The organism is Marinomonas mediterranea MMB-1 (assembly GCF_000192865.1).
In the GTDB taxonomy this organism is placed as follows: domain Bacteria; phylum Pseudomonadota; class Gammaproteobacteria; order Pseudomonadales; family Marinomonadaceae; genus Marinomonas; species Marinomonas mediterranea.
Window position 1 is genome coordinate 2,805,770 of record NC_015276.1, and the last position, 19,722, is coordinate 2,825,491.

The 19,722-nt window shown below is 44.8% G+C and carries 19 protein-coding genes; 5 read left to right on the forward strand and 14 right to left on the reverse strand.

Annotation, left to right across the window (positions count from 1 at the left end):
* Positions 1-7 precede the first annotated feature (7 nt).
* The 4 genes from MARME_RS12760 to wrbA all read left to right on the forward strand — a co-directional run bounded on the left by MARME_RS12760 (position 8) and on the right by wrbA (position 3,356).
* Positions 8-1,741 (forward strand): proline--tRNA ligase, encoded by a 1,734-nt coding sequence (locus MARME_RS12760; protein ID WP_013661674.1) that lies wholly within the window; start codon positions 8-10, stop codon positions 1,739-1,741.
* On the forward strand, positions 1,698-2,333 hold the full coding sequence (locus MARME_RS21515; protein ID WP_049787777.1) for an acyloxyacyl hydrolase: 636 nt from the start codon (positions 1,698-1,700) through the stop codon (positions 2,331-2,333). Before MARME_RS12760 ends, MARME_RS21515 begins: the two co-directional genes overlap by 44 nt.
* Positions 2,334-2,409: 76 nt before the next feature.
* A complete protein-coding gene (arsC, locus tag MARME_RS12770; RefSeq protein ID WP_013661676.1) occupies positions 2,410-2,751 on the forward strand; it encodes an arsenate reductase (glutaredoxin) in 342 nt (113 codons plus the stop codon).
* An 8-nt stretch (positions 2,752-2,759) separates the two neighbouring features.
* Positions 2,760-3,356 (forward strand): NAD(P)H:quinone oxidoreductase, encoded by a 597-nt coding sequence (gene wrbA / locus MARME_RS12775; protein WP_013661677.1) that lies wholly within the window; start codon positions 2,760-2,762, stop codon positions 3,354-3,356.
* A 166-nt stretch (positions 3,357-3,522) separates the two neighbouring features.
* On the opposite strand, the gene MARME_RS12780 is transcribed toward wrbA, so the two are convergent.
* From MARME_RS12780 to orn, 13 genes are all read right to left on the reverse strand, one after another.
* Positions 3,523-4,821 (reverse strand): adenylosuccinate synthase, encoded by a 1,299-nt coding sequence (locus tag MARME_RS12780; protein ID WP_013661678.1) that lies wholly within the window; start codon positions 4,819-4,821, stop codon positions 3,523-3,525.
* Positions 4,822-4,860: 39 nt separating this feature from the next.
* A complete protein-coding gene (locus MARME_RS12785; RefSeq protein WP_013661679.1) occupies positions 4,861-6,039 on the reverse strand; it encodes an ATP phosphoribosyltransferase regulatory subunit in 1,179 nt (392 codons plus the stop codon).
* A 14-nt stretch (positions 6,040-6,053) separates the two neighbouring features.
* Complete coding sequence (locus MARME_RS12790; protein ID WP_013661680.1) at positions 6,054-6,251, reverse strand: DUF2065 domain-containing protein; 198 nt, start codon at positions 6,249-6,251, stop codon at positions 6,054-6,056.
* 113 nt (positions 6,252-6,364) lie between these two features.
* On the reverse strand, positions 6,365-7,243 hold the full coding sequence (gene hflC / locus MARME_RS12795) for a protease modulator HflC (protein WP_013661681.1): 879 nt from the start codon (positions 7,241-7,243) through the stop codon (positions 6,365-6,367).
* Positions 7,243-8,475 (reverse strand): FtsH protease activity modulator HflK, encoded by a 1,233-nt coding sequence (gene hflK / locus MARME_RS12800; protein WP_013661682.1) that lies wholly within the window; start codon positions 8,473-8,475, stop codon positions 7,243-7,245. Before hflK ends, hflC begins: the two co-directional genes overlap by 1 nt.
* A gap of 104 nt (positions 8,476-8,579) precedes the next feature.
* Positions 8,580-9,869 carry a ribosome rescue GTPase HflX gene (hflX, locus tag MARME_RS12805; protein WP_013661683.1) on the reverse strand — a complete coding sequence of 430 codons (1,290 nt, stop codon included), beginning with the start codon at positions 9,867-9,869 and terminating at the stop codon, positions 8,580-8,582.
* Between the two features lie 35 nt (positions 9,870-9,904).
* Positions 9,905-10,150: an RNA chaperone Hfq gene (gene hfq, locus MARME_RS12810; protein ID WP_013661684.1), complete on the reverse strand. Its 246-nt coding sequence runs from the start codon at positions 10,148-10,150 to the stop codon at positions 9,905-9,907.
* A gap of 90 nt (positions 10,151-10,240) precedes the next feature.
* Positions 10,241-11,173, reverse strand: a complete 933-nt coding sequence (miaA, locus tag MARME_RS12815; RefSeq protein WP_013661685.1) for a tRNA (adenosine(37)-N6)-dimethylallyltransferase MiaA — start codon at positions 11,171-11,173, stop codon at positions 10,241-10,243.
* Position 11,174: 1 nt separating this feature from the next.
* Positions 11,175-13,160 carry a DNA mismatch repair endonuclease MutL gene (gene mutL / locus MARME_RS12820; RefSeq protein WP_013661686.1) on the reverse strand — a complete coding sequence of 662 codons (1,986 nt, stop codon included), beginning with the start codon at positions 13,158-13,160 and terminating at the stop codon, positions 11,175-11,177.
* Between the two features lie 218 nt (positions 13,161-13,378).
* Complete coding sequence (locus MARME_RS12825; RefSeq protein ID WP_013661687.1) at positions 13,379-14,707, reverse strand: N-acetylmuramoyl-L-alanine amidase; 1,329 nt, start codon at positions 14,705-14,707, stop codon at positions 13,379-13,381.
* A gap of 78 nt (positions 14,708-14,785) precedes the next feature.
* Positions 14,786-15,253, reverse strand: a complete 468-nt coding sequence (tsaE, locus tag MARME_RS12830; RefSeq protein WP_013661688.1) for a tRNA (adenosine(37)-N6)-threonylcarbamoyltransferase complex ATPase subunit type 1 TsaE — start codon at positions 15,251-15,253, stop codon at positions 14,786-14,788.
* A 198-nt stretch (positions 15,254-15,451) separates the two neighbouring features.
* A complete protein-coding gene (locus MARME_RS12835) occupies positions 15,452-16,966 on the reverse strand; it encodes an NAD(P)H-hydrate dehydratase (protein ID WP_190273404.1) in 1,515 nt (504 codons plus the stop codon).
* A 92-nt stretch (positions 16,967-17,058) separates the two neighbouring features.
* Complete coding sequence (gene orn, locus MARME_RS12840) at positions 17,059-17,607, reverse strand: oligoribonuclease (RefSeq protein ID WP_013661690.1); 549 nt, start codon at positions 17,605-17,607, stop codon at positions 17,059-17,061.
* A gap of 75 nt (positions 17,608-17,682) precedes the next feature.
* On the opposite strand from orn, the gene rsgA reads away from it, so the two are divergent.
* Positions 17,683-18,717 carry a small ribosomal subunit biogenesis GTPase RsgA gene (gene rsgA, locus MARME_RS12845; RefSeq protein WP_013661691.1) on the forward strand — a complete coding sequence of 345 codons (1,035 nt, stop codon included), beginning with the start codon at positions 17,683-17,685 and terminating at the stop codon, positions 18,715-18,717.
* Positions 18,718-18,815: 98 nt separating this feature from the next.
* Here rsgA and MARME_RS12850 read toward each other — a convergent pair whose 3' ends face one another.
* Positions 18,816-19,718: a flagellar motor protein MotB gene (locus MARME_RS12850; RefSeq protein ID WP_013661692.1), complete on the reverse strand. Its 903-nt coding sequence runs from the start codon at positions 19,716-19,718 to the stop codon at positions 18,816-18,818.
* Positions 19,719-19,722 lie beyond the last annotated feature (4 nt).

A 19,722-nucleotide genomic window follows, 5' to 3' on the forward strand; every position in this document is an offset into this window, starting at 1 on the left:
TAATATCATGCGAGCTAGCAATTACCTTTTTTCCACACTTCGCGATGCACCAACTGATGCAGTTGTTACCAGCCACCAACTTATGGTTCGGGCCGGAATGATCCGCCAAATATCAAAAGGCCTATATACTTGGCTACCCACCGGATTACGCGTTTTAAAAAAGGTGGAAAATATTGTTCGTGACGAAATGGAAAAAGCTGGCGCACTTGAAGTTATGATGCCTGGTGTACAACCAGCCGAACTTTGGGAAGAATCGGGACGCTGGCAAAAATACGGCCCTGAGCTTCTACGCATGAAAGACCGCCATAATCGCGACTACTGCTTAGGCCCCACACATGAGGAAGTCATCACTGAGCTTGCGCGTAACGAATTGACCAGCTACAAACAGCTTCCTATCAATTTCTTTCAAATACAAACTAAATTCCGTGACGAAGTTCGACCACGCTTTGGCGTTATGCGTTCTCGTGAATTTATCATGAAAGACGCTTACTCCTTCCATTCAAACTCAGATTCTCTGCGGCAAACTTATGACGTAATGCATCAAGCTTATTGCAATGTATTTGATCGCATAGGACTCGACTATCGTCCAGTTCAAGCCGACACAGGAAGCATCGGCGGCGCGTACTCTCATGAGTTTCACGTGTTAGCACAATCCGGCGAAGACGATATTGCATTCAGTGACTCATCAGAGTTTGCTGCTAACGTCGAACTTGCTGAGGCAGTTTGCTCCAAAAAATCACCAGACACACCGACACAAGAAGTTTCGGAAGAGTTTACGCCTGACTGCAAAACAATCCAGAAAGTGGCCGATTACTTGAAACTTCCTGTGGAGAAAACAGTCAAAACGATGCTTGTTAAAGGTCAAGGTCCCGACGAAAGCGAAACCATCGTGGCACTTGTTCTACGCGGCGACCACAACATCAATGAAGTTAAGGTTGAAAAAATTGACGGCGTTTTATCGCCTTTTGAGTTTGCCACCGAACAAGACATCGTTGATTCAATTGGTTGCACACCAGGTTCTATTGGGCCACAGGGGTTGAAAGAAAAAGGCATAAGGGTCATTGTTGATCGTTCAGCCGCTGTAATTTCCGATTTCTGCGCTGGTGCAAACAAGGATGATTATCATGTCACAGGCCTTAACTGGGACAGAGACATAACAGATTTCGAAACAAAGGACATTCGAAATGTCGTAGAAGGCGACCCATCACCCGATGGAGAAGGTCATATCGTCATAAAACGTGGCATTGAAGTTGGTCATATTTTCCAGCTAGGTCAACAATACTCAGAAGCACTCAGAGCCTCTGTACTAGATGAGAATGGCAAAGCACAAACCATGTGGATGGGGTGCTACGGTATCGGAGTTTCTCGTATCGTCGCTGCAGCAATAGAACAAAACTTCGATGACAAAGGCATTCTATGGCCTGAGAGCATTACACCGTTTAGCGTTGCCATTATCGCAATGAATTACGATAAGTCAGAGGCCGTTCGAGACGAGTGCGATCACTTGTACAACGAACTAAAACAGCTCGGAATAGATGTCCTACTTGATGACAGAAAAGAACGTCCAGGTGTTAAGTTTGCAGATTGTGAGCTATTAGGAATCCCGCATCGCCTCGTTGTTGGTGACAAAGGATTAAAAAACAACTCTTTAGAATATAAGTACCGAAAAACCGGCGAAGGTGAAGATGTACCCAAAGATGAAGCAGTTAAATTTATTAGAAAGGTCCTTCAAGCTAACTAAGATTGGATTGTTTTTCGCCATCACCAGCAGTGTAACAACGCAGGTAATGGCCAATGAAACAGCACTATGGCGATCAGGAATGATCGCCGCAACAACAGCAGCTTATTTAACCAACGCACTAAATGCAGACACAATGCTCGTTGAATCAGGCACGAGCGGTGATGTACTGTTTTTGCGTTATTCAGCCCGCTGGTATGCTGAAAAGTCCACCTATCTATCCGATGACTTTCAAATAACGCCCAGCCTCCAAATTGGCTACTCCAAATGGCAAGATGGTTTCAGCCTCTCACATGCGGATACGAGCAATGTCGTCGACCTATTGCCAGTCTTTCGATGGAGCGGCGACGACCTCCCTATTTTCGACTTTATTGACACAGGCATCGGCCTATCTATCATGTCAAACGAAAACATCAGCGACAAAGAAATGGGCGGCCCATTGCAGTTCAATAACTATCTAGGCGCTGGATGGCAATTAGGAAAAAAAGATCAATGGGAAATATCGCTTCACTTTCAACACTATTCCAACAACGATATTTACGACGAAAACAGTGGTATCAACTTCACCCACCTAAGCATTGGCTATAACTACTAAGCGCCAATTTTGTTCGGAAACAAAAGCGACCAATAGACGACCATTAAGAACCACACTACAATTCAAAGAGAGACGCATGACAACAATCTATCACAACCCAAGATGCTCCAAGTCCAGAGAAACACTGAAATTACTAGAAGAGAAAGGCATCACCCCTTCAATTGAGCTTTACCTAGAGACACCTCCAAGCCCAGTCGACATCCAAAAACTGCTCGACATGCTTAATCTCGCACCACGCGACCTCATGAGAACGAAAGAAAGCATTTATAAAGAGCTTGATCTAAAAAACGAAGATGATAACAACAAGCTTATCCAAGCGATGGCCTCAAACCCTAAGCTCATTGAGCGCCCAATCGTTGTTCACAATGGAAAAGCAGCACTTGGGCGACCACCAGAACAAGTCTTGGAATTATTTTAGCTAAGAAAATGACAACTCCTTACATTCTAATAACTTATTACAGCCGCCATGGATCAACAGAAAGCATGGCTAAATACATCGCCAGAGGCGTCAATAAAGTAGGCAACATCGAAGCTCGAATACGACAGATACCCAATATATCGGTGACCAGTGAGCAAATCGATGCTGAACTTCCTGAGTCTGGCCACCCGTATGTCGAGCTCGACGACATTGCAAGCTGTTCAGGCTTACTTATCGGATCACCCTCCTACTTTGGCTCGATGGCCGCACCAGTTAAGCATCTAATAGATCAAACAAGCACTCTATGGATGAGCGGACAGCTTTGCGACAAACCTGCTGGTGCATTTACCAGCGCCAGCAGCATGCATGGTGGCCACGAAATGACAATCCAATCCATCATGACACCATTACTTCACCACGGTATGGTATGGCTTGGCTTACCATATAAAAACAAATCACTCATCTCAACAATGAGCGGGGGCACGCCATATGGCGCGAGCCATCTTGCGAAGTCAACCAGTGAAAGCAACCTTACCCTCGATGAGCAACTTCTTTGCGAAGCTCAAGGCAAACGAGTGGCAGAGTTTGCTCTAAAATTGCGATAGCTATAAAGCACACTTCGCACCCCACCCCCCTGTCTCGTCCTAAAATAGGTCTCCTAGGTGTAAACCTATTTCAGGACGGAACACCCCAACAAAAAAAGCCCAGTTCATTAGTGAACTGGGCTTTTTTAAAGAACTTAAAACTCTAAAAAGAAAATAGCAAGTAAGCTTACTGCTTAAATGGGTCTCGCATAACAATCGTTTCATTACGATCAGGACCAGTCGAGATAATATCAACCGGCACACCCACTTGCTCTTCTAGGTACTTAATATAGTCTTGTGCATTCTTCGGCAACACATCAAAGCTTTCAGCACCAACAGTAGACTCAGTCCAACCAGGCAATTCTACATAGACAGGTTTCGCTTGCTCATAGCCCTCACTGTCTACAAGCGAACCAGCAACAGGCTTACCTTCTAGATCAGTATAGCCTATGCATACCTTAATCGTTTCAAAGCCATCTAATACATCTAGCTTCGTTAAGCACATACCGGATACAGAGTTAATTTGAACTGCATGACGTAACGCAACCGCATCAAACCAACCACAACGACGAGATCGACCCGTTGTCGCACCAAACTCATGCCCACGCTCACCCAAACGTTGTCCATTATCACAGAATAGCTCGGTTGGGAAAGGCCCAGAACCTACGCGCGTTGTATAAGCTTTTGTAATACCGAGAACATAATCTAAGTAAAGTGGACCAAAACCGGAGCCAGCAGGCGCGCCACCAGCCGTTGTATTAGAGGATGTAACATATGGATAAGTACCATGATCAACATCCAACAACGAGCCTTGTGCACCTTCAAACATAATGTTCGCACCTGATTTACGCAGATCATGCAATAAACCAATCGTATCTGCGACCATAGGACGAAGAAACTCAGCCATTTCTAGGCCTTCTGCAAACACTTCATCATAGGAAATAGGAGACGCTTGATGGTAGTTTTCGAGAATAAAGTTGTAGTAGTCAAGGTTCTCTTTCAACTTACTCTCAAAGCGCTCGCGATCAAGCAAATCACCAACACGAATTGCACGACGCGCTACTTTATCTTCGTACGCAGGACCGATACCACGACCTGTTGTACCAATCTTTTTCTCTCCCTTAGCAACTTCACGCGCCTGATCTAGAGCGATGTGATACGGAAGAATAAGAGGACACGCTGCACTTACTTTTAGACGCTCAACAGCCGGAATACCTTGCTCAAGAAGTTCGTCCACCTCTTTTTTAAGCGCAGCTGGAGAAAGAACAACACCATTACCGATAATGCATTGAACACCATCGCGCAAGATGCCAGACGGAATAAGGTGAAGAACGGTTTTCTTACCGTCGATAACAAGTGTATGACCAGCATTGTGACCACCTTGGAATCGAACAACCGCAGCAACATCTTCAGTAAGAAGGTCTACTACCTTACCCTTCCCTTCATCACCCCATTGAGTGCCCAGAATTACGACATTTTTACCCATTTTTAAAGGTCTCACTTAAGAATAATCTTATACAAAAATCTATTTACTTACCGCTTGCAGTTGCCAATCTCCATCGACATCTACAAGCTGAAAATCAAATTTTTCAACACGAACATCATCGTCAAGCTGCTCTACTACTTGATAACCTTCTTGACGCAATTTGTTCAGTTTATCCCACAATTTAGCACTACTAACCACTGGCGATAAAACACGTAATTTTTGCTCAACATTCGGCTGAGACAAAGACACCAAGGTTTTAAGATCAGTACTGAAACCAGTAGCAGGACGAGAGCGTCCAAACACTTCACCGATATTATTATATCGACCACCACGCGCAATGGCATTACCATGTCCCGGTTGATAAGCGGCAAACACTAAACCAGTGTGGTAACTATAAGAAACCAAGTCACTTAGATCGAAATGCAGACCGATTTGAGGGAAACGCGATTTCACCACTTCTACAACACGATTAAGCATATCAATCGCATCAGAAACAGATTTACTAACGCCATCCAATACACTACTAGCCTTAGCCAACACCTCAACACCACCACACAAGCGAGGTAATGCTGTTAGCCAAGACTTAACTCTATCAGTTGCATTTAGTTGAGCTACAAAAACCTCTAACTCAGGCAAATCCTTCGCCTTATACAATTCACTCAACTTAACTTGATCGGCCTCGCTCAAGCCTGCTGCTTCAATCACACCACGGACAATATCAACATGGCCGATATCAAGCACAAGCTTCTCAAGCCCAGCAACACGCAATGTTTCTAGCATCAGCGATAAAATTTCTAGATCACTTTCTAGACCGCCATGCCCATACAACTCTGCACCAAGCTGAATAGGGCTTCGAGTACCATCAAGACCTGCTGGAACGGTACGAAGCACGCTACCACTGTAGCTTAGGCGCTGTATATCTTCTTCTTTCAAGCAATGTGCATCAATACGAGCCACTTGAGAAGTAAAGTCCGCACGTATCCCCATAAGGCGACCCGACAACTGATCGATTACTTTAAAGGTTTCAATTTCAAGATCAGAACCAGCGCCAGTTAATAGCGAGTCCAAATATTCAATAAGGGGGGGAATGACTAATTTATAACCCCAACTCTCATGGAGGTTAAGCAGACTTCTTCTAAGGTGTTCAATTTGCGCCGCCTTCTCAGGAAGAGCTTCATCTACTCCATCCGGAAGTAACCAACGATCCGCTAGTGCCATTAAATTGTATCCTCTTAGCTTCGAGTCAATAAAAGGAGCATCAACCCAAGGAACATACTAACAGCACCTATGATGCGCAAATTCATATCAGAACTCGCGACCGCTCTCACCATGATTTCACGCCATATATTTGGCGCTATAAACGGCAAAATACCCTCCGCAATCAACAATAAACTGATTCCGACGAGTAGCGACTGCAACAATTCCTGCATAGACTCTCTTTATTATGACCATTAAAAAACCGGGCTATACCCGGTTTGCATAATAATATCACGTTTCTCCCAACAACGAACAGGAGAAACGCGATTCAAATTACATTAACATGCTATTTCGTAACACCATCAACGCCATTCAGATACTTAAAGAACTCACTGTCCGGTTTTAGCAAAAATAGGTCGCCCTTTTTACTAAAACTTTCTCGGTAAGCCTGAAGGCTACGATAGAATTCGAAGAACTCTGGATCTTGCGTATACGCCTTAGCGTATACAGCAGCAGCTTGCGCATCACCATCACCTCGAATCATTTCAGCATCACGTTGAGCTTCTGCTTCCAAAACGACCTTCTGGCGATCTGCATCCGCTCGAATACCCTCTGCAAGCTCTAGACCTTTCGATCTATGCTCACGTGCTTCACGCTCACGCTCCGTGCGCATACGCTGATAAACAGACTCACTTACATTAGGCGGCAAGTCTATTTTCTTAACACGGATATCGACAATCGTGATACCAAGTTCATTTTTAGCGACTTCATCTAGGTTGTCTCGCAACTCTGTCATCAACTCGTCACGCTCGCCAGACACAACTTCGTGCATAGTACGCTCACCAAACTGATTTCTAAGACCTGTGTCTACACGAGATGACAAGACTCGGTTTGCAACAAATTCATCACCAGACGTCGCCTGATAGAACTTAGAAACATTCGCAATCTTCCACTTAACATAGGAATCAACAATTACAGCTTTCTTCTCCAATGTTAGGTAACGCTGAGGTCGCGAATCCATCGTTAAGATTCTGGCATCAAACTTTTTAATATCGTTCATCACCGGAATTTTAAAGTGAAGACCAGGCTGAACATCCGCCTCGACAATCTCACCGAATTTCAGAACAACCGCGCGCTCTGTTTCTTTAACCACATAGAGAGTCTGCGAACCAATCAACACTGCTAACAATGCGACTAATAATACTACGAAAGATGAACCTTTCATTAGTTTCTCCCCTCCCTACGAACCGACGAACCCTGACGCATACGCAACTCGTTTAACACTTGATCTGTTAAGCTGCTAATGTCATCAGAATTTAAACTACCTGAGATAGGGTTTGCCGAGTTTTGGTTTTTAAGAATTTGATCCAAAGGCAAATACATCATGTTGTTACCGCCATCATCATCGATTACAACTTTATTTGCGTCTTTATAGATCGTCTCAACCGTTTCAAGATACAATCTTCGCTTAGTTACTGCAGGTGCTTTAACATATTCTTGATACAAACGATCAAAACGATCTGCCTGACCTTCAGCTCTAGCAACAACTTCAGATCGGTACGCCTCAGCTTCTTCACGAATACGCTGAGACTTACCACGCGCTTCAGGAATGATACCATTTGCATAAGATTCAGCTTCATTTCGAACACGCTGCTCATCTTCTTTCGCTTTGATAACATCATCAAACGCTTCTTTAACTTGCTCAGGTGCCTGCGTATTTTCAACGTTCACTTTGGAGATCAGCAAGCCAGTACCATATGCATTTATATAGTCTTGCAATCTAACCTTAACTTCCGTTGCCAATAACTCACGACCTTCCGTTAAAATCTGATCCATCTCAGAGCTACCCACCACGTGACGTAATGAACTCTCAACAGCTTGAGATAGAGACTCTTCGGGGGTACGAACATTCAAAAGAAAATCTTTCGGGTTCTCTACAGAGTATTGAACCGATACGCCGACCTCAACGATTGCCTCATCTACCGTAAGCATCAACGCTTTGTGATCATGAGAACGTACCTTAGTGACGTTTACCTTAGAAACGCTGTCAATCATAGGAGGGTTCCAGTGTAGACCAGGCATCACCGTACTATGGTATTTACCTAATCTAAGCACCACACCACGTTCTTGCTGATCAACCTGATAAACGCCGGACGCAGCCCAAACAGCGAGCAAGCCAATAATAAGGATCGCCAGTAAACCACCGCTCACCTTACCAGAAAAGCCGCCATCGCCGCCCGACGAACCGCCCCCGCGATTAGATTTTTTAACCCCAAGCATATCCATAAGCTTGCGAAACGCTTCATCCAAATCTGGTGGTGATTGTTCTTTACCACCGTTTGGACGCCCCCAAGGGTCGTTATTGGGCTCCTGATCTCGCCCACCCTGCTGGGAGTTGCGATTCTTATCAGGATTCCATGGGTCATTGTCGTTATTACCCGGTTCATTCCAGGCCATAATACATCTCCATAATGGTTCTAATGATAATTCGTAAAGTTATTTTTATATCAAAAAAAGCAGTCCGTTCCGCTCACTATACCACTGAGTTTTTCTGACTACTTTTAAGCCGCCATTACTTGCTCTTCAGAGATCCCTGCTCTAGCAAGCAACTGCATAAAATCTTTTTTCGGCAAGGAGACCTCCAATACAGATCGCCCATGCTCATCATACTCCTCTGACCGAACAGCACCCTGCTCGAACAGCATAGCTCTAAATCGACCTTGGTCCGAAGAAATTATCAATTTATCGTTAATAATATCTTCGCCTACCAACTCCGCAATAGACTGCTGCAAAAGGTCAATACCTAAACCTTCTTTTGCGGAAACCCAAACGCGATAAGGTTTTCCGTTTTCATCTCTATCTATACGAGGCTCGCCCGTCGCAAGTGCATCAATTTTATTAAAAACTTTCAAAGTTGGCACTTCACTAGCGCCAATTTCCTCAAGCACAGCATCCACTTCTTTGATATTGTCATCACGAGCAATGTCAGCACAATCAATAACGTGAAGTAGCAAATCGGCTTCAGATGATTCTTTTAGCGTCGCTTGAAACGCTTTAACCAACCTATGCGGAAGCTGACGGATAAAACCAACGGTATCTGCTAACACAACAGAACCAATTTGCTCTACCTCTAATCGCCTCAACGTAGGATCTAGCGTCGCAAACAGCTGATCAGCAGCATACACTTCTGCACCTGTCGCTTTATTAAACAACGTCGACTTTCCAGCATTTGTATAACCAACCAGAGACACCGTTGGCATTGCAGATCTAGATCGTGAACGTCTGCTCTGATCCCTTTGAGAGTTAACTTTATCTAAACGTTTCTGGATTGTTTTTATACGTTCTCGCAAAAGACGTCGGTCTGTTTCAAGCTGAGTTTCACCTGGTCCACGCATACCAATCCCACCCTTCTGTCTTTCAAGGTGAGTCCAGCCTCGAATAAGGCGAGTCGACATGTGTTGGAGTTGGGCTAGCTCAACCTGCAATTTACCTTCATGAGTTCGAGCTCTTTGAGCAAAGATATCGAGAATCAATCCAGTACGATCAAGCACTCTACAATTAAGGTGAGCTTCTAGATTTCTTTCTTGGGAAGGAGATAAAGCATGATCAAAAAGAACGACTTGCGCTTCTTCTCGAAGCACAATGTCTTTTATCTCTTCAAGCTTACCTGAGCCGATAAAGTATTTGGGGTCTGGACGCTGTCGCGACCCTACTACAACAGCAACAGGGTCAGCACCAGCAGATATAGAAAGCTCTATAAACTCTTCCGGCCCATATTTTTCTGCCTGATCATAAAAATCGATATGAACTAAAACGGCAATTTCACCACTATCAGGGCGTTCAAAAAACAAATTCTCTTTCCTCAGTTCAACTGCGTGCAGTCAAACTATTCAGCCGCATCTTCCGCCTGATCAGTAGACGGTATACGGATTGTACGGGAAGGGACAACGGTAGAGATAGCGTGTTTGTATACCATTTGACTAACAGTATTTTTCAACAAAATCACGAACTGATCAAATGACTCAATCTGTCCCTGCAATTTAATGCCATTTACCAAAAAAATTGAAACTGGCACTCGTTCTTTGCGTAGAACGTTTAAATAAGGGTCTTGTAGTGATTGCCCTTTTGACATCGGTATCTCCTTAAGCTTGCGAAATAATTAGAATTTAATTCTTGGTAAAACAATATAGTAGATAGTACACCAATTCTCTCTCAATTTCCCTTATATAATCCTGCTTTCTAAGTATTTCAAGGTCTGTCCAACAAGATCTTTAGATAAACTGTCAAAAATAGCCAAATCTTCCCACCCTCTAAGCCAAGTTAATTGCCTTTTAGCGAGCTGTCGAGTTGCCACTATCCCCTTAAAAATAGCATCATCGAGAGAATCTTCACCCTCCAAATACTGCCAAAGTTGTCTATAACCGACACATCGAATCGACGGCAACTCCAACGTCAAGTCGCCACGCTGATATAGATCCTCAACCTCATTCAAAAACCCGAGGTCCATCATTTGATGAAAGCGCTCTTCAATACGTCTATGCAAAATACTACGTTCATCTGGCATAACCGCCAGATTAATCATATTAAATGGCAACTTTTGTGGTTCTTGCTTCGCCCACAATTCTGTCATCGTTTTCCCAGATACACGATAGACCTCAAGTGCACGCTGAAGTCTCTGGGGATCATTTGGGTGTATTCTTTTAGCGGACTCAGGGTCAATACGTGACAGCTCTTTATGCAAGTGCTCCCACCCATAATCCCGAGCTTCTTGCTCAATTTCATCTCTTATAGCCTCATTGCTTTGCGGCATCTCCGCCAATCCCTTTTGCAAAGCATTAAAATACATCATGGTTCCACCAACCAAGAGCGGCTTTTTCCCTGCCGCTACGATATCCGACACTTCTTTCACTACATCTTGTACGAAGTCCGCCGCGGAATAAGATTCAATTGGATCAATAATATCGATAAGCCTATGCGGAGCAATACGCAACGTCTCTTGGTCCGGTTTTGCGGTCCCTATATCCATTCCTCGATAAACCAATGCCGAATCGACACTAATAATCTCGTAATTGTGCTGACTTGCAAGTTCAACTGCTAAGCCCGTTTTTCCAGAAGCAGTCGGCCCCATCAAACAAACAACACTCGGCTTATCCACGCTATCTCCCCCTCAAGAACAATTTATCTAAGTCAGACATACTTAATTGAGTCCACGTTGGACGTCCATGATTACACTGACCACTTCGTTCGGTCACTTCCATATCTCGAAGAAGACTATTCATCTCAGCGATGGTCAACTTCCTGTTGGCTCTCACCGCACCATGGCAGGCCATACTCGCCATTAGTTCATTCGCCCGCGCTTCCAATAAGTCGGTCGCGCCATTGACCGTTAAATCACTAACAACATCACGCACTAAATTTTCAACATCGCCATTGATCAAAATAATCGGCACTTCTCGCACCATGACACTTTCAACACCGGTGCGCTCGACTTTAAAACCAAACGCTTCGAAAACAGACTGACTGTCTTCCACAAGATCAGCCTCACTTTGAGAGACCGTAACATTAATCGGCACCAACAAAGGCTGACTCGGAACGCTTTTCGCATAAAACGCGTTTTTCATCCTCTCATAGACGATACGCTCATGTGCAGCATGCATATCGACCACAATCAAACCAACACTACTTTCTGCGAGTATGTATACGCCGTGAATTTGAGCGACAGCATAACCGAGAGGAGGCATATCATGCGCATCGCTTTCCGACACCAATTCCTCAAAACGTCGACCATTATCGCCTTCTTGACGATAGAAAGTTTGTTCAGTCTCCACACGGGGCATAGAGGAATTAGAAGCTAACTCAAGTATCTCGCCGGTAAGCGGGTCTATTCCCTGAGGAATCTCACCGCCTCCAACCACTCCGAGTGCTTGATTCGCATTTTCATTTAATTGCCTCAAACCCTCTAGCTGTCCTCGAACCTGCTCCCCTCCGACTGGATTATTATTTGGCGCTCCCCACGGGACGCCACCAGCAGCACTTTGCGGCTCACGTTGAAATGCCATACGCGATTGCTGAGTGGGCATGGATGCAACCTCTGCATCAGGCGCACCTCCTATTTGAGTCGGCGCCTCACCACTCTCGGGCCTAACATCCGCAATGACTTTATGGATACGACTAAAAAGAAAGTCATGCACTAATCGGCCATCCCGAAAGCGCACCTCATGCTTGGTAGGGTGAACATTCACATCAACCGTCGCAGGATCCAATTCCAAATACAGGACAAACGTTGGATGCCGCCCATTATAAAGAACATCTCGATAAGCTTGCCTTACTGCATGGGCAACCAACTTATCCCGAACCACACGCCCATTCACAAAGAAGTATTGAAGATCAGCCTGAGATCGAGAGAAAGTGGGCAAACCAATCCATCCCCACAATCGAAGACCCGCAGCCTCCACGTCAATCGTTAGGGCATTTTCAATAAATTTCTTACCTAACAACGTACCCAAGCGATGCTCAGCATGAAGCTGGTCAGTTACTGGTCGTAAATCATACACTTGCTTTCCGTTATGACTGAGCCGAAAGCCCACATCATAGCGACTTAGAGCAAGTCGCTTAACAACTTCCTCTAAGTGATTAAATTCTGTTTTCTCTGTTCTTAAAAATTTGCGACGAGCGGGCGTATTAAAAAATAAATCCCGAACCTCTATTGTGGTCCCATCCGGGTGCGATGCTGGTCGAACGGCAGTGGTCATATCTTTGCCTTCTGCCTCAACACGCCACGCCTCATCCTCGCCATACGCCTTTGACGTGAGATGCATTCGTGAAACAGAGCTAATACTCGCCAGTGCCTCCCCCCGAAAACCAAGGGTCTGAACAGCCTCAAGATCATCTAATGTCGAAATTTTACTCGTCGCATGTCGGCTCATCGCCAGAGAAAGATCGTCCTTAACAATACCACGACCATTGTCTCGAATTTTCATGCGGCGAACGCCACCTTGCTCGATATCAACGTCAAGCTGAGTCGCCTCTGCATCTAAGCTGTTCTCCAGCAGCTCCTTTACGACAGATGCAGGGCGCTCTACCACCTCACCAGCCGCTATTTGGTTCGCCAGCCTAGGGGAGAGCAAATTAATTCTGGCCATTTTTAGGTCCTAATATCGAAAACATATGCTGTTTTTTAGAGTTTTGAAAAACTAATAGAAGGTCAATTAGGGAAAGCGATGCAAGCACCGCTCAACCTGAGCATTGAACATAAGCACTAAGTAAATATAAATAGTTTGATTCATGACGATTACAAAAAATAGTGCCTAATACGGGAACAGAGTATTAGAACAAATCACGATAGCGTGCTTAGAATCGATTAGCTAGCGGGGATTTTAAGCTTTTGCCCTATCCAAATCACGTCATTTTTAAGCGTATTGGCCGCGCGAAGTGCTTTTAGCGAAACCTGATTACGCCTAGCAATTTCAGAAAGGGTATCTCCCTTGCTAACCGTGTAAGTATGACCTACTTTTCGCTTTTGCTTCCATGCAAGATACGTCCCTTCAGGTGGATTAGATGAGAATGAATCAATCACCCCTTTTGAGATCGCTTGCGCTAATTTTTTACGATAGGTTCGACTAGAAAGGTTTTTAGCCTCTGTCGGATTTGAAACAAACCCTGTTTCAATCAATAAAGAAGGGATATCAGGAGACTTGAGAACAACAAAACCAGCTTGCTGAACCGTATTTTTATGCAGCTTAGCAACGCGCGTCATTTTCGCTAAAACTGACTCGCCAATATCTAGGCTCATTTGAATAGTCGAATTCATCGACATATCGAGCAATACTTCTGCCAACAACTGATCTTTGTCATCAAGTGAGATACCGCCAACCAAGTCGGACGATTGTTCCTGCTGTGCTAGCCAACGCCCCATCTCAGACGTTTTACCACCGAGAGACAACGCCCAGACAGACGCACCACGCGCACTTGATTTCGTAAAGGCGTCGGCATGAATAGAGATTAAGATATCGGCATTTGCTTCACGTGCAACCTTAGTTCGTTGACGTAATTTTAGATAGACATCTGTCGAGCGCGTTAAAACCGCTTTAAAACCTTTAACCTGATTAATTCGCTTAGCGAGCTCTTTACCAATTGATAAGACAACGTCTTTTTCTCGAACTTTGTATTTACCTAATGCGCCAGGGTCTTTTCCACCATGACCCGGGTCGATAACAACAACAATATCCCGTTTGGCGTTTTCAATGGTCGATACACTTTTTATAACCTTAACAGGCTTCTTTTTACCATACTCTAACTCAACGAGTATTCTGGGGCCGTATTTAGCATTTTTGGAGAGGACGGAACTTTTCGCTTTAACCTTGCCATTTAAATCAATGACAAACCTCGCACCTTGATCGCGCTTAGCATATCGAAGTCGGCGCATCATATCCGAGGAGAGTTTCGAAAGATTTTTGCTGACATTACTTGAGAGAGAGCCGATCGACTCAAGATCTAACACAACCCTATCAGGACTAGAAAGCAAAAAAAGGCGATGATTCGCCTCTGAATCTAGCTCAAATACAAGACGAGTCAGCCCATCTTGCTGAGCAACTCGAATATCTTTAACAGAAGCGCTATAGACCGACATTGAGAAAAACAACGCCAGTACGAAACAAACAACAGATTTAATGCGAAAAGTATTATACATATCAAAAGGCTAGCCACTATATCTGCACACTATAACCTTTGAGAAAAAATAGCTCAACGCCTTAAATCTCGTACTGTTTTAGCCCGCTTGCTTTAGCGCATCATTAACGCTTTTTTCACCATGCGCAGTTTTCGGCTCTACCACCACCTTTCTGCCCTGACGCAAAAGCGCCAAATGAATCACTACATCAGGCTCTGGAAGCACCCCTTCCCCCATTTCAGCCCACTCAATAAGACAAAGCGCCCCCTCTTTGAAGTAATCGCGGATCCCCATGTACTCAAGCTCTTCAGCATTACCAATTCGATATAGATCAAAATGAAACACATCAGCAACCTCTAATTCATAAGGTTCGACGATTGTGTATGTGGGACTTTTAACCGGTCCGATATAACCCATCCCTCTTAAGAGGCCACGCACAAGCGTTGTTTTGCCCATCCCGAGGTTACCATTTAAATGAACAACACCACCTTCTTGAAAACTAGAAGCCAATTGCTCACCAAACAATTCCATTGCCTCTTCGCCGTATATCTCTTTTTCAACCATCATATTTTACCTTTCCTACGCACACCGATGCGCGAACGCTTCCGTCATTATTGTCAGTTTAAAGCCTGATATTCGTATTTTTGCGGCCTAGTATTTTAAAGCTTGATAATTTGAAGTTTATTGCTTTTGAACATTATTAGTTCAAAAGACGTTAACCAAGCATATTTTAAGTAATATTACATTCGTAAGCAGTCACACTGATTATGACAACCGCAAATAATCCAATAGCTCATAAGGCTGCATATGTATCTCTCCCAATTCTTGAGACGCTTTTTGCGCCGCGACATTATGCCAAGCGACCGCGATAACCACCGCTTCAAATGGGTTCTGGTAATAAGCCAAACAACTGGACACCATGCCACTTAACACATCTCCCGAACCGCCTTTAGCCAAACCGGGACAAGGACGCCCTGCAATCACCGTACGTCCATCAGGCGCAGAGATAACACTTGATACACCTTTGAGCACGACAATGGCACCATATCGTTGGCTAAGAGCCTTCGCCGAACCGATCAAATCCCCGCTAACCCCATCTGGAGTCGTATCAAGTAATTTAGCCGCCTCGCCCACATGCGGTGTAAGTACCACCAAACCACGAAATGATGCTATTGGATTGAGTGACAGCCAATGCAAAGCGTCAGCATCCAATACCTTGCGATGTGTGAGTTCTAACGCTTGCTGAAACAACGCTTCGCCCCATTGCTTTCGACCAAGCCCTGGACCAATCAACAATACGGAATCTAGATTCCGCAGCGTTCCTTTAATATCCTCACCATCTGGCGTCACAGCCATAACAGATGGTATTCGAGCTAGCACAGGAGCGATATGATTATCGCGCGTTAATACACTGACGGTACCCGCTCCTGTTCTCGCTGCGCCTGACGCTGCCATGATCACAGCACCGCCATAACCATCATCACCGCCAACGACAGAAATATGCCCATAGCTCCCCTTATGAGAAACAGGATATCGAGCACACGGCGACAACAATCTAACATCGGAAGCTTCAAACCATAAAGCCCCCACCGCTCCTACTAATTTATCGCCCTTCTCAGCCAATAAATCTACGCTTTCCAGACGCTCGCAGATCACCTCACCAACACAAACCAATCCTTGGTTAATATAGAAACCCTGTTTATCTCGGATAAAAGTAACGGTCACATCCGCGACAACAGTATTTGGATCAGCCAAACCTGTTGCAACATCTAGCCCCGTTGGAGAATCGACTGCAACGACTCTTGCACCACTTTGACGACTTTTATTGACCCAGCGACATACTCTTTCAAACTCTCCGCTTAAAAAAGCGCTGCCGCCGATCCCAAGCATCGCATCGATTATTACTCCGTTAAAGCAGGTGTCGTCATCAAGAGTGTTCGACACAAAGACTTCGACATCAGATGCCAGCAAAGCCGCCCACGCTTTTTTTGCGTCTCCTGAACGTTCTTTCGATGCTAAATCCAATCCCCTTACCGTTAGCCCAGCATTCGCAAGCAAAACAGCAAGCAGAGCACCGTCGCCACCATTATTTCCAGAACCGCACAGCACAGTGAATGTCTGAACTTCTTTAAAACGTCTAGAGATATGATGAAATAATACGCGTGCCGCCCGCTCCATCATCGGATAACTACCCCCTTCCGAAGAAAAAGAAGCTTGCTCTATTGCTCTAATAGAAGGCAAATCGAAAACAGGGGTTAGCAGCTCTGATATATTTTTCATTGGATATAACCAGTAGGAAGGAATGACACAAGCGCGGCGTATTATTTTGATAACGCCAAGCATTTTAGCTTGGCGTTAAAACGGAACAAACGTTATTCCATACCAAACAACGTTTTCCGGTAATGTTTCAATTCACCAATCGATTCCAAAATATCGTCCAACGCCAAATGCGCGCCCGTTTTCGTAAATCCATCGAGCGCTTCGGGTTTCCAACGACGCCCCAACTCTTTAAGCGTGCTCACATCAATATACCGATAGTGAAAAAATGCTTCTAAACGAGGCATGTATTTGTATAAGAAACGACGATCCTGTCCAACACTATTACCACAAATAGGGGATTTCCCCGCTGGTAAGTATTTTTCAAGGAACGCGATCGTTTCCTGCTCCGCTTGCTCCATCGTAATGGCAGAGTCCAATACACGCTGTGTTAACCCGGACTGCCCATGATGTGTCGTACACCACTCGTCCATCGCATCCATCACCCCCTTGTCTTGATGAACAACCAAATTTGGCCCTTGAGCCAATACATTGAGATGTTTATCAGTAACAATGGTCGCAATTTCAATAATTGTGTTCATTTCTGGATCAAGTCCGGTCATTTCCAGATCAATCCACACTAAATTTTCTTCGCTATAGCTCATAGATTGCCGAAGTCCTTTATTATCAATGCTAAGCATTATAATCTATGCGCCAAATATTATGGGCATAAAATTAGAATGTCGAAGCGAAAACTTACTAAACAGCAAACTTGGCGAATAGAAAGAATTCAAAAAGAGCGTGCTGAACGCACTAAAAAGCGAGCAGATAAAGCAGAAGAGACGCTACAATCTTCTGACTTAGGGCCGGAAACAGAGGGCATTGTCATTTCTCATTTTGGCACTCAAGTCGAAGTGGAAGGAACACTTGCGCCATATTCGGGCGTCTCTACACGCTGTAACCTTCGAGCTAACTTAGGTCAGCTTGTCACAGGCGACAAAGTCGTTTGGCGACCAAAACATACCGAAGGTGGGGTTGTTGTCGCTAAACAGGACAGAAACACGCTACTTCAGCGCCCTGATATGCATGGCCGTCTTAAACCTGTTGCAGCCAACATCGACAACATTGTCATTGTTATTGCCGCAGAACCGGTTCCACATGCAAACTTAATTGACCGATACCTCGTTGCTGCTGAAACCGTCGAAATACCGCCCGTTATATTACTCAACAAGTGCGATCTAATCGACGATGACAAACAACCTGAGTTACGCTCTTTGCTTTCAACTTATGAAGAGTTAGGCTATCGAATCATTCGTACATCCACAAAAAGCGACCAAGGAATGGTTGAGTTATACGATTTCCTTCAAGATAAAGTCAGCGTTTTCGTCGGTCAATCTGGCGTCGGAAAGTCCTCTCTGATCGGCACCTTGCTACCCGACATTGAAATCAGTGTTGGTGAGCTGTCACAAAAAAGAAAGAAAGGCACTCATACGACGACGACGGCGCGACTTTTCCACATGCCATCAGGAGGCGACTTAATAGATTCCCCTGGAATTCGAGAGTTTGGCTTGTGGCATATATCGGAAGACGAGTTGTTAGAAGGCTTTATTGAGTTTCGCCCCCATCTTGGTTATTGCCGATTTAGAGACTGCTCACACGAAAAAGAGCCTGGGTGCGCCATAAGACAAGCGCTCGAAGAGGGTAAGATTTCCGCTCATAGATTTGAAAGCTACCTGCGGGTCAGACAATCCATTAGAGATAACGATGCGTTTTAAGTTTTTCAACACTTAACCCAACGATAACAGCTTTGTATATCTTAGCGGCCTCCCTTAAGCATCAGGGAGGCCGTGCTCTTCTTACTTACTCTTCTTACTTAAAAGACATCTTCTGGCGATAGATGCAAATCATTTTGGTTGAATTGATCACCAAAATTCCGCCGGTTAATATCAAGCATTCTTTTGTAAGCATCATCCGTGAGAAGTGTAATACTGATACGTCGATTTTCAGCACTGGTTGGATCAAATCGATTATACGGAATGCTGTCTGCCAAGCCGATCACTTGCGCCATTCTCTTATCACTGACGCCCCCCTCCTCAATAATCTTTCGTGCTGAGTTTGCCCTAGCGGACGATAAATCCCAATTATCTATCTCGCGCTCATCGACGTATGGACTGGAGTCAGTATGACCAGAAATAGAAATCGGATTTTTAAGCCTAGCTAAAATACTTCCAATACCTAACAACACATTCTCCGAGTCGGGCATTAATCGGGCACTTCCGCGTTCGAACATGGGCTTGGTCGGGTCATCCAACAGCGTAATTCTGACCCCTTGCGGAGTAATCTCAATCCGCATATTCGTTTCCTCAGAGTTCATGAGACCTTGCCGCTTTAGTTCCTGCTCTAGCAACGCATTCATTCGTTCAATTTCTTTGCCGTCGTTGCCTTCACCCTGTTTACGTTCTTGCGTAACTTGCTCGGTACTTCCAGGTTCAGGAAGACCTAAATCCAGTTTTTTCTCATTACTCTTTGCAGGGCTCCCCCCTAAATCAATAGGATTGGCACTATAGCCCGCTGTCGACGGCCCTAGAGGATCATTAAAATAGCCTTCAATTGCCGCCAATTCTTGCGGTGACGCCACGTTAATGATCCAAAGAACCAAAAAAAACGCCATCATCGCCAACGCAAAATCCGCTAACGCGATCTTCCAAGCGCCACCATGATGCCCCGCTTTCTTCCTTCTTTTGACTCGTCGAATGACTAACTCTTCACCAGACATCTAA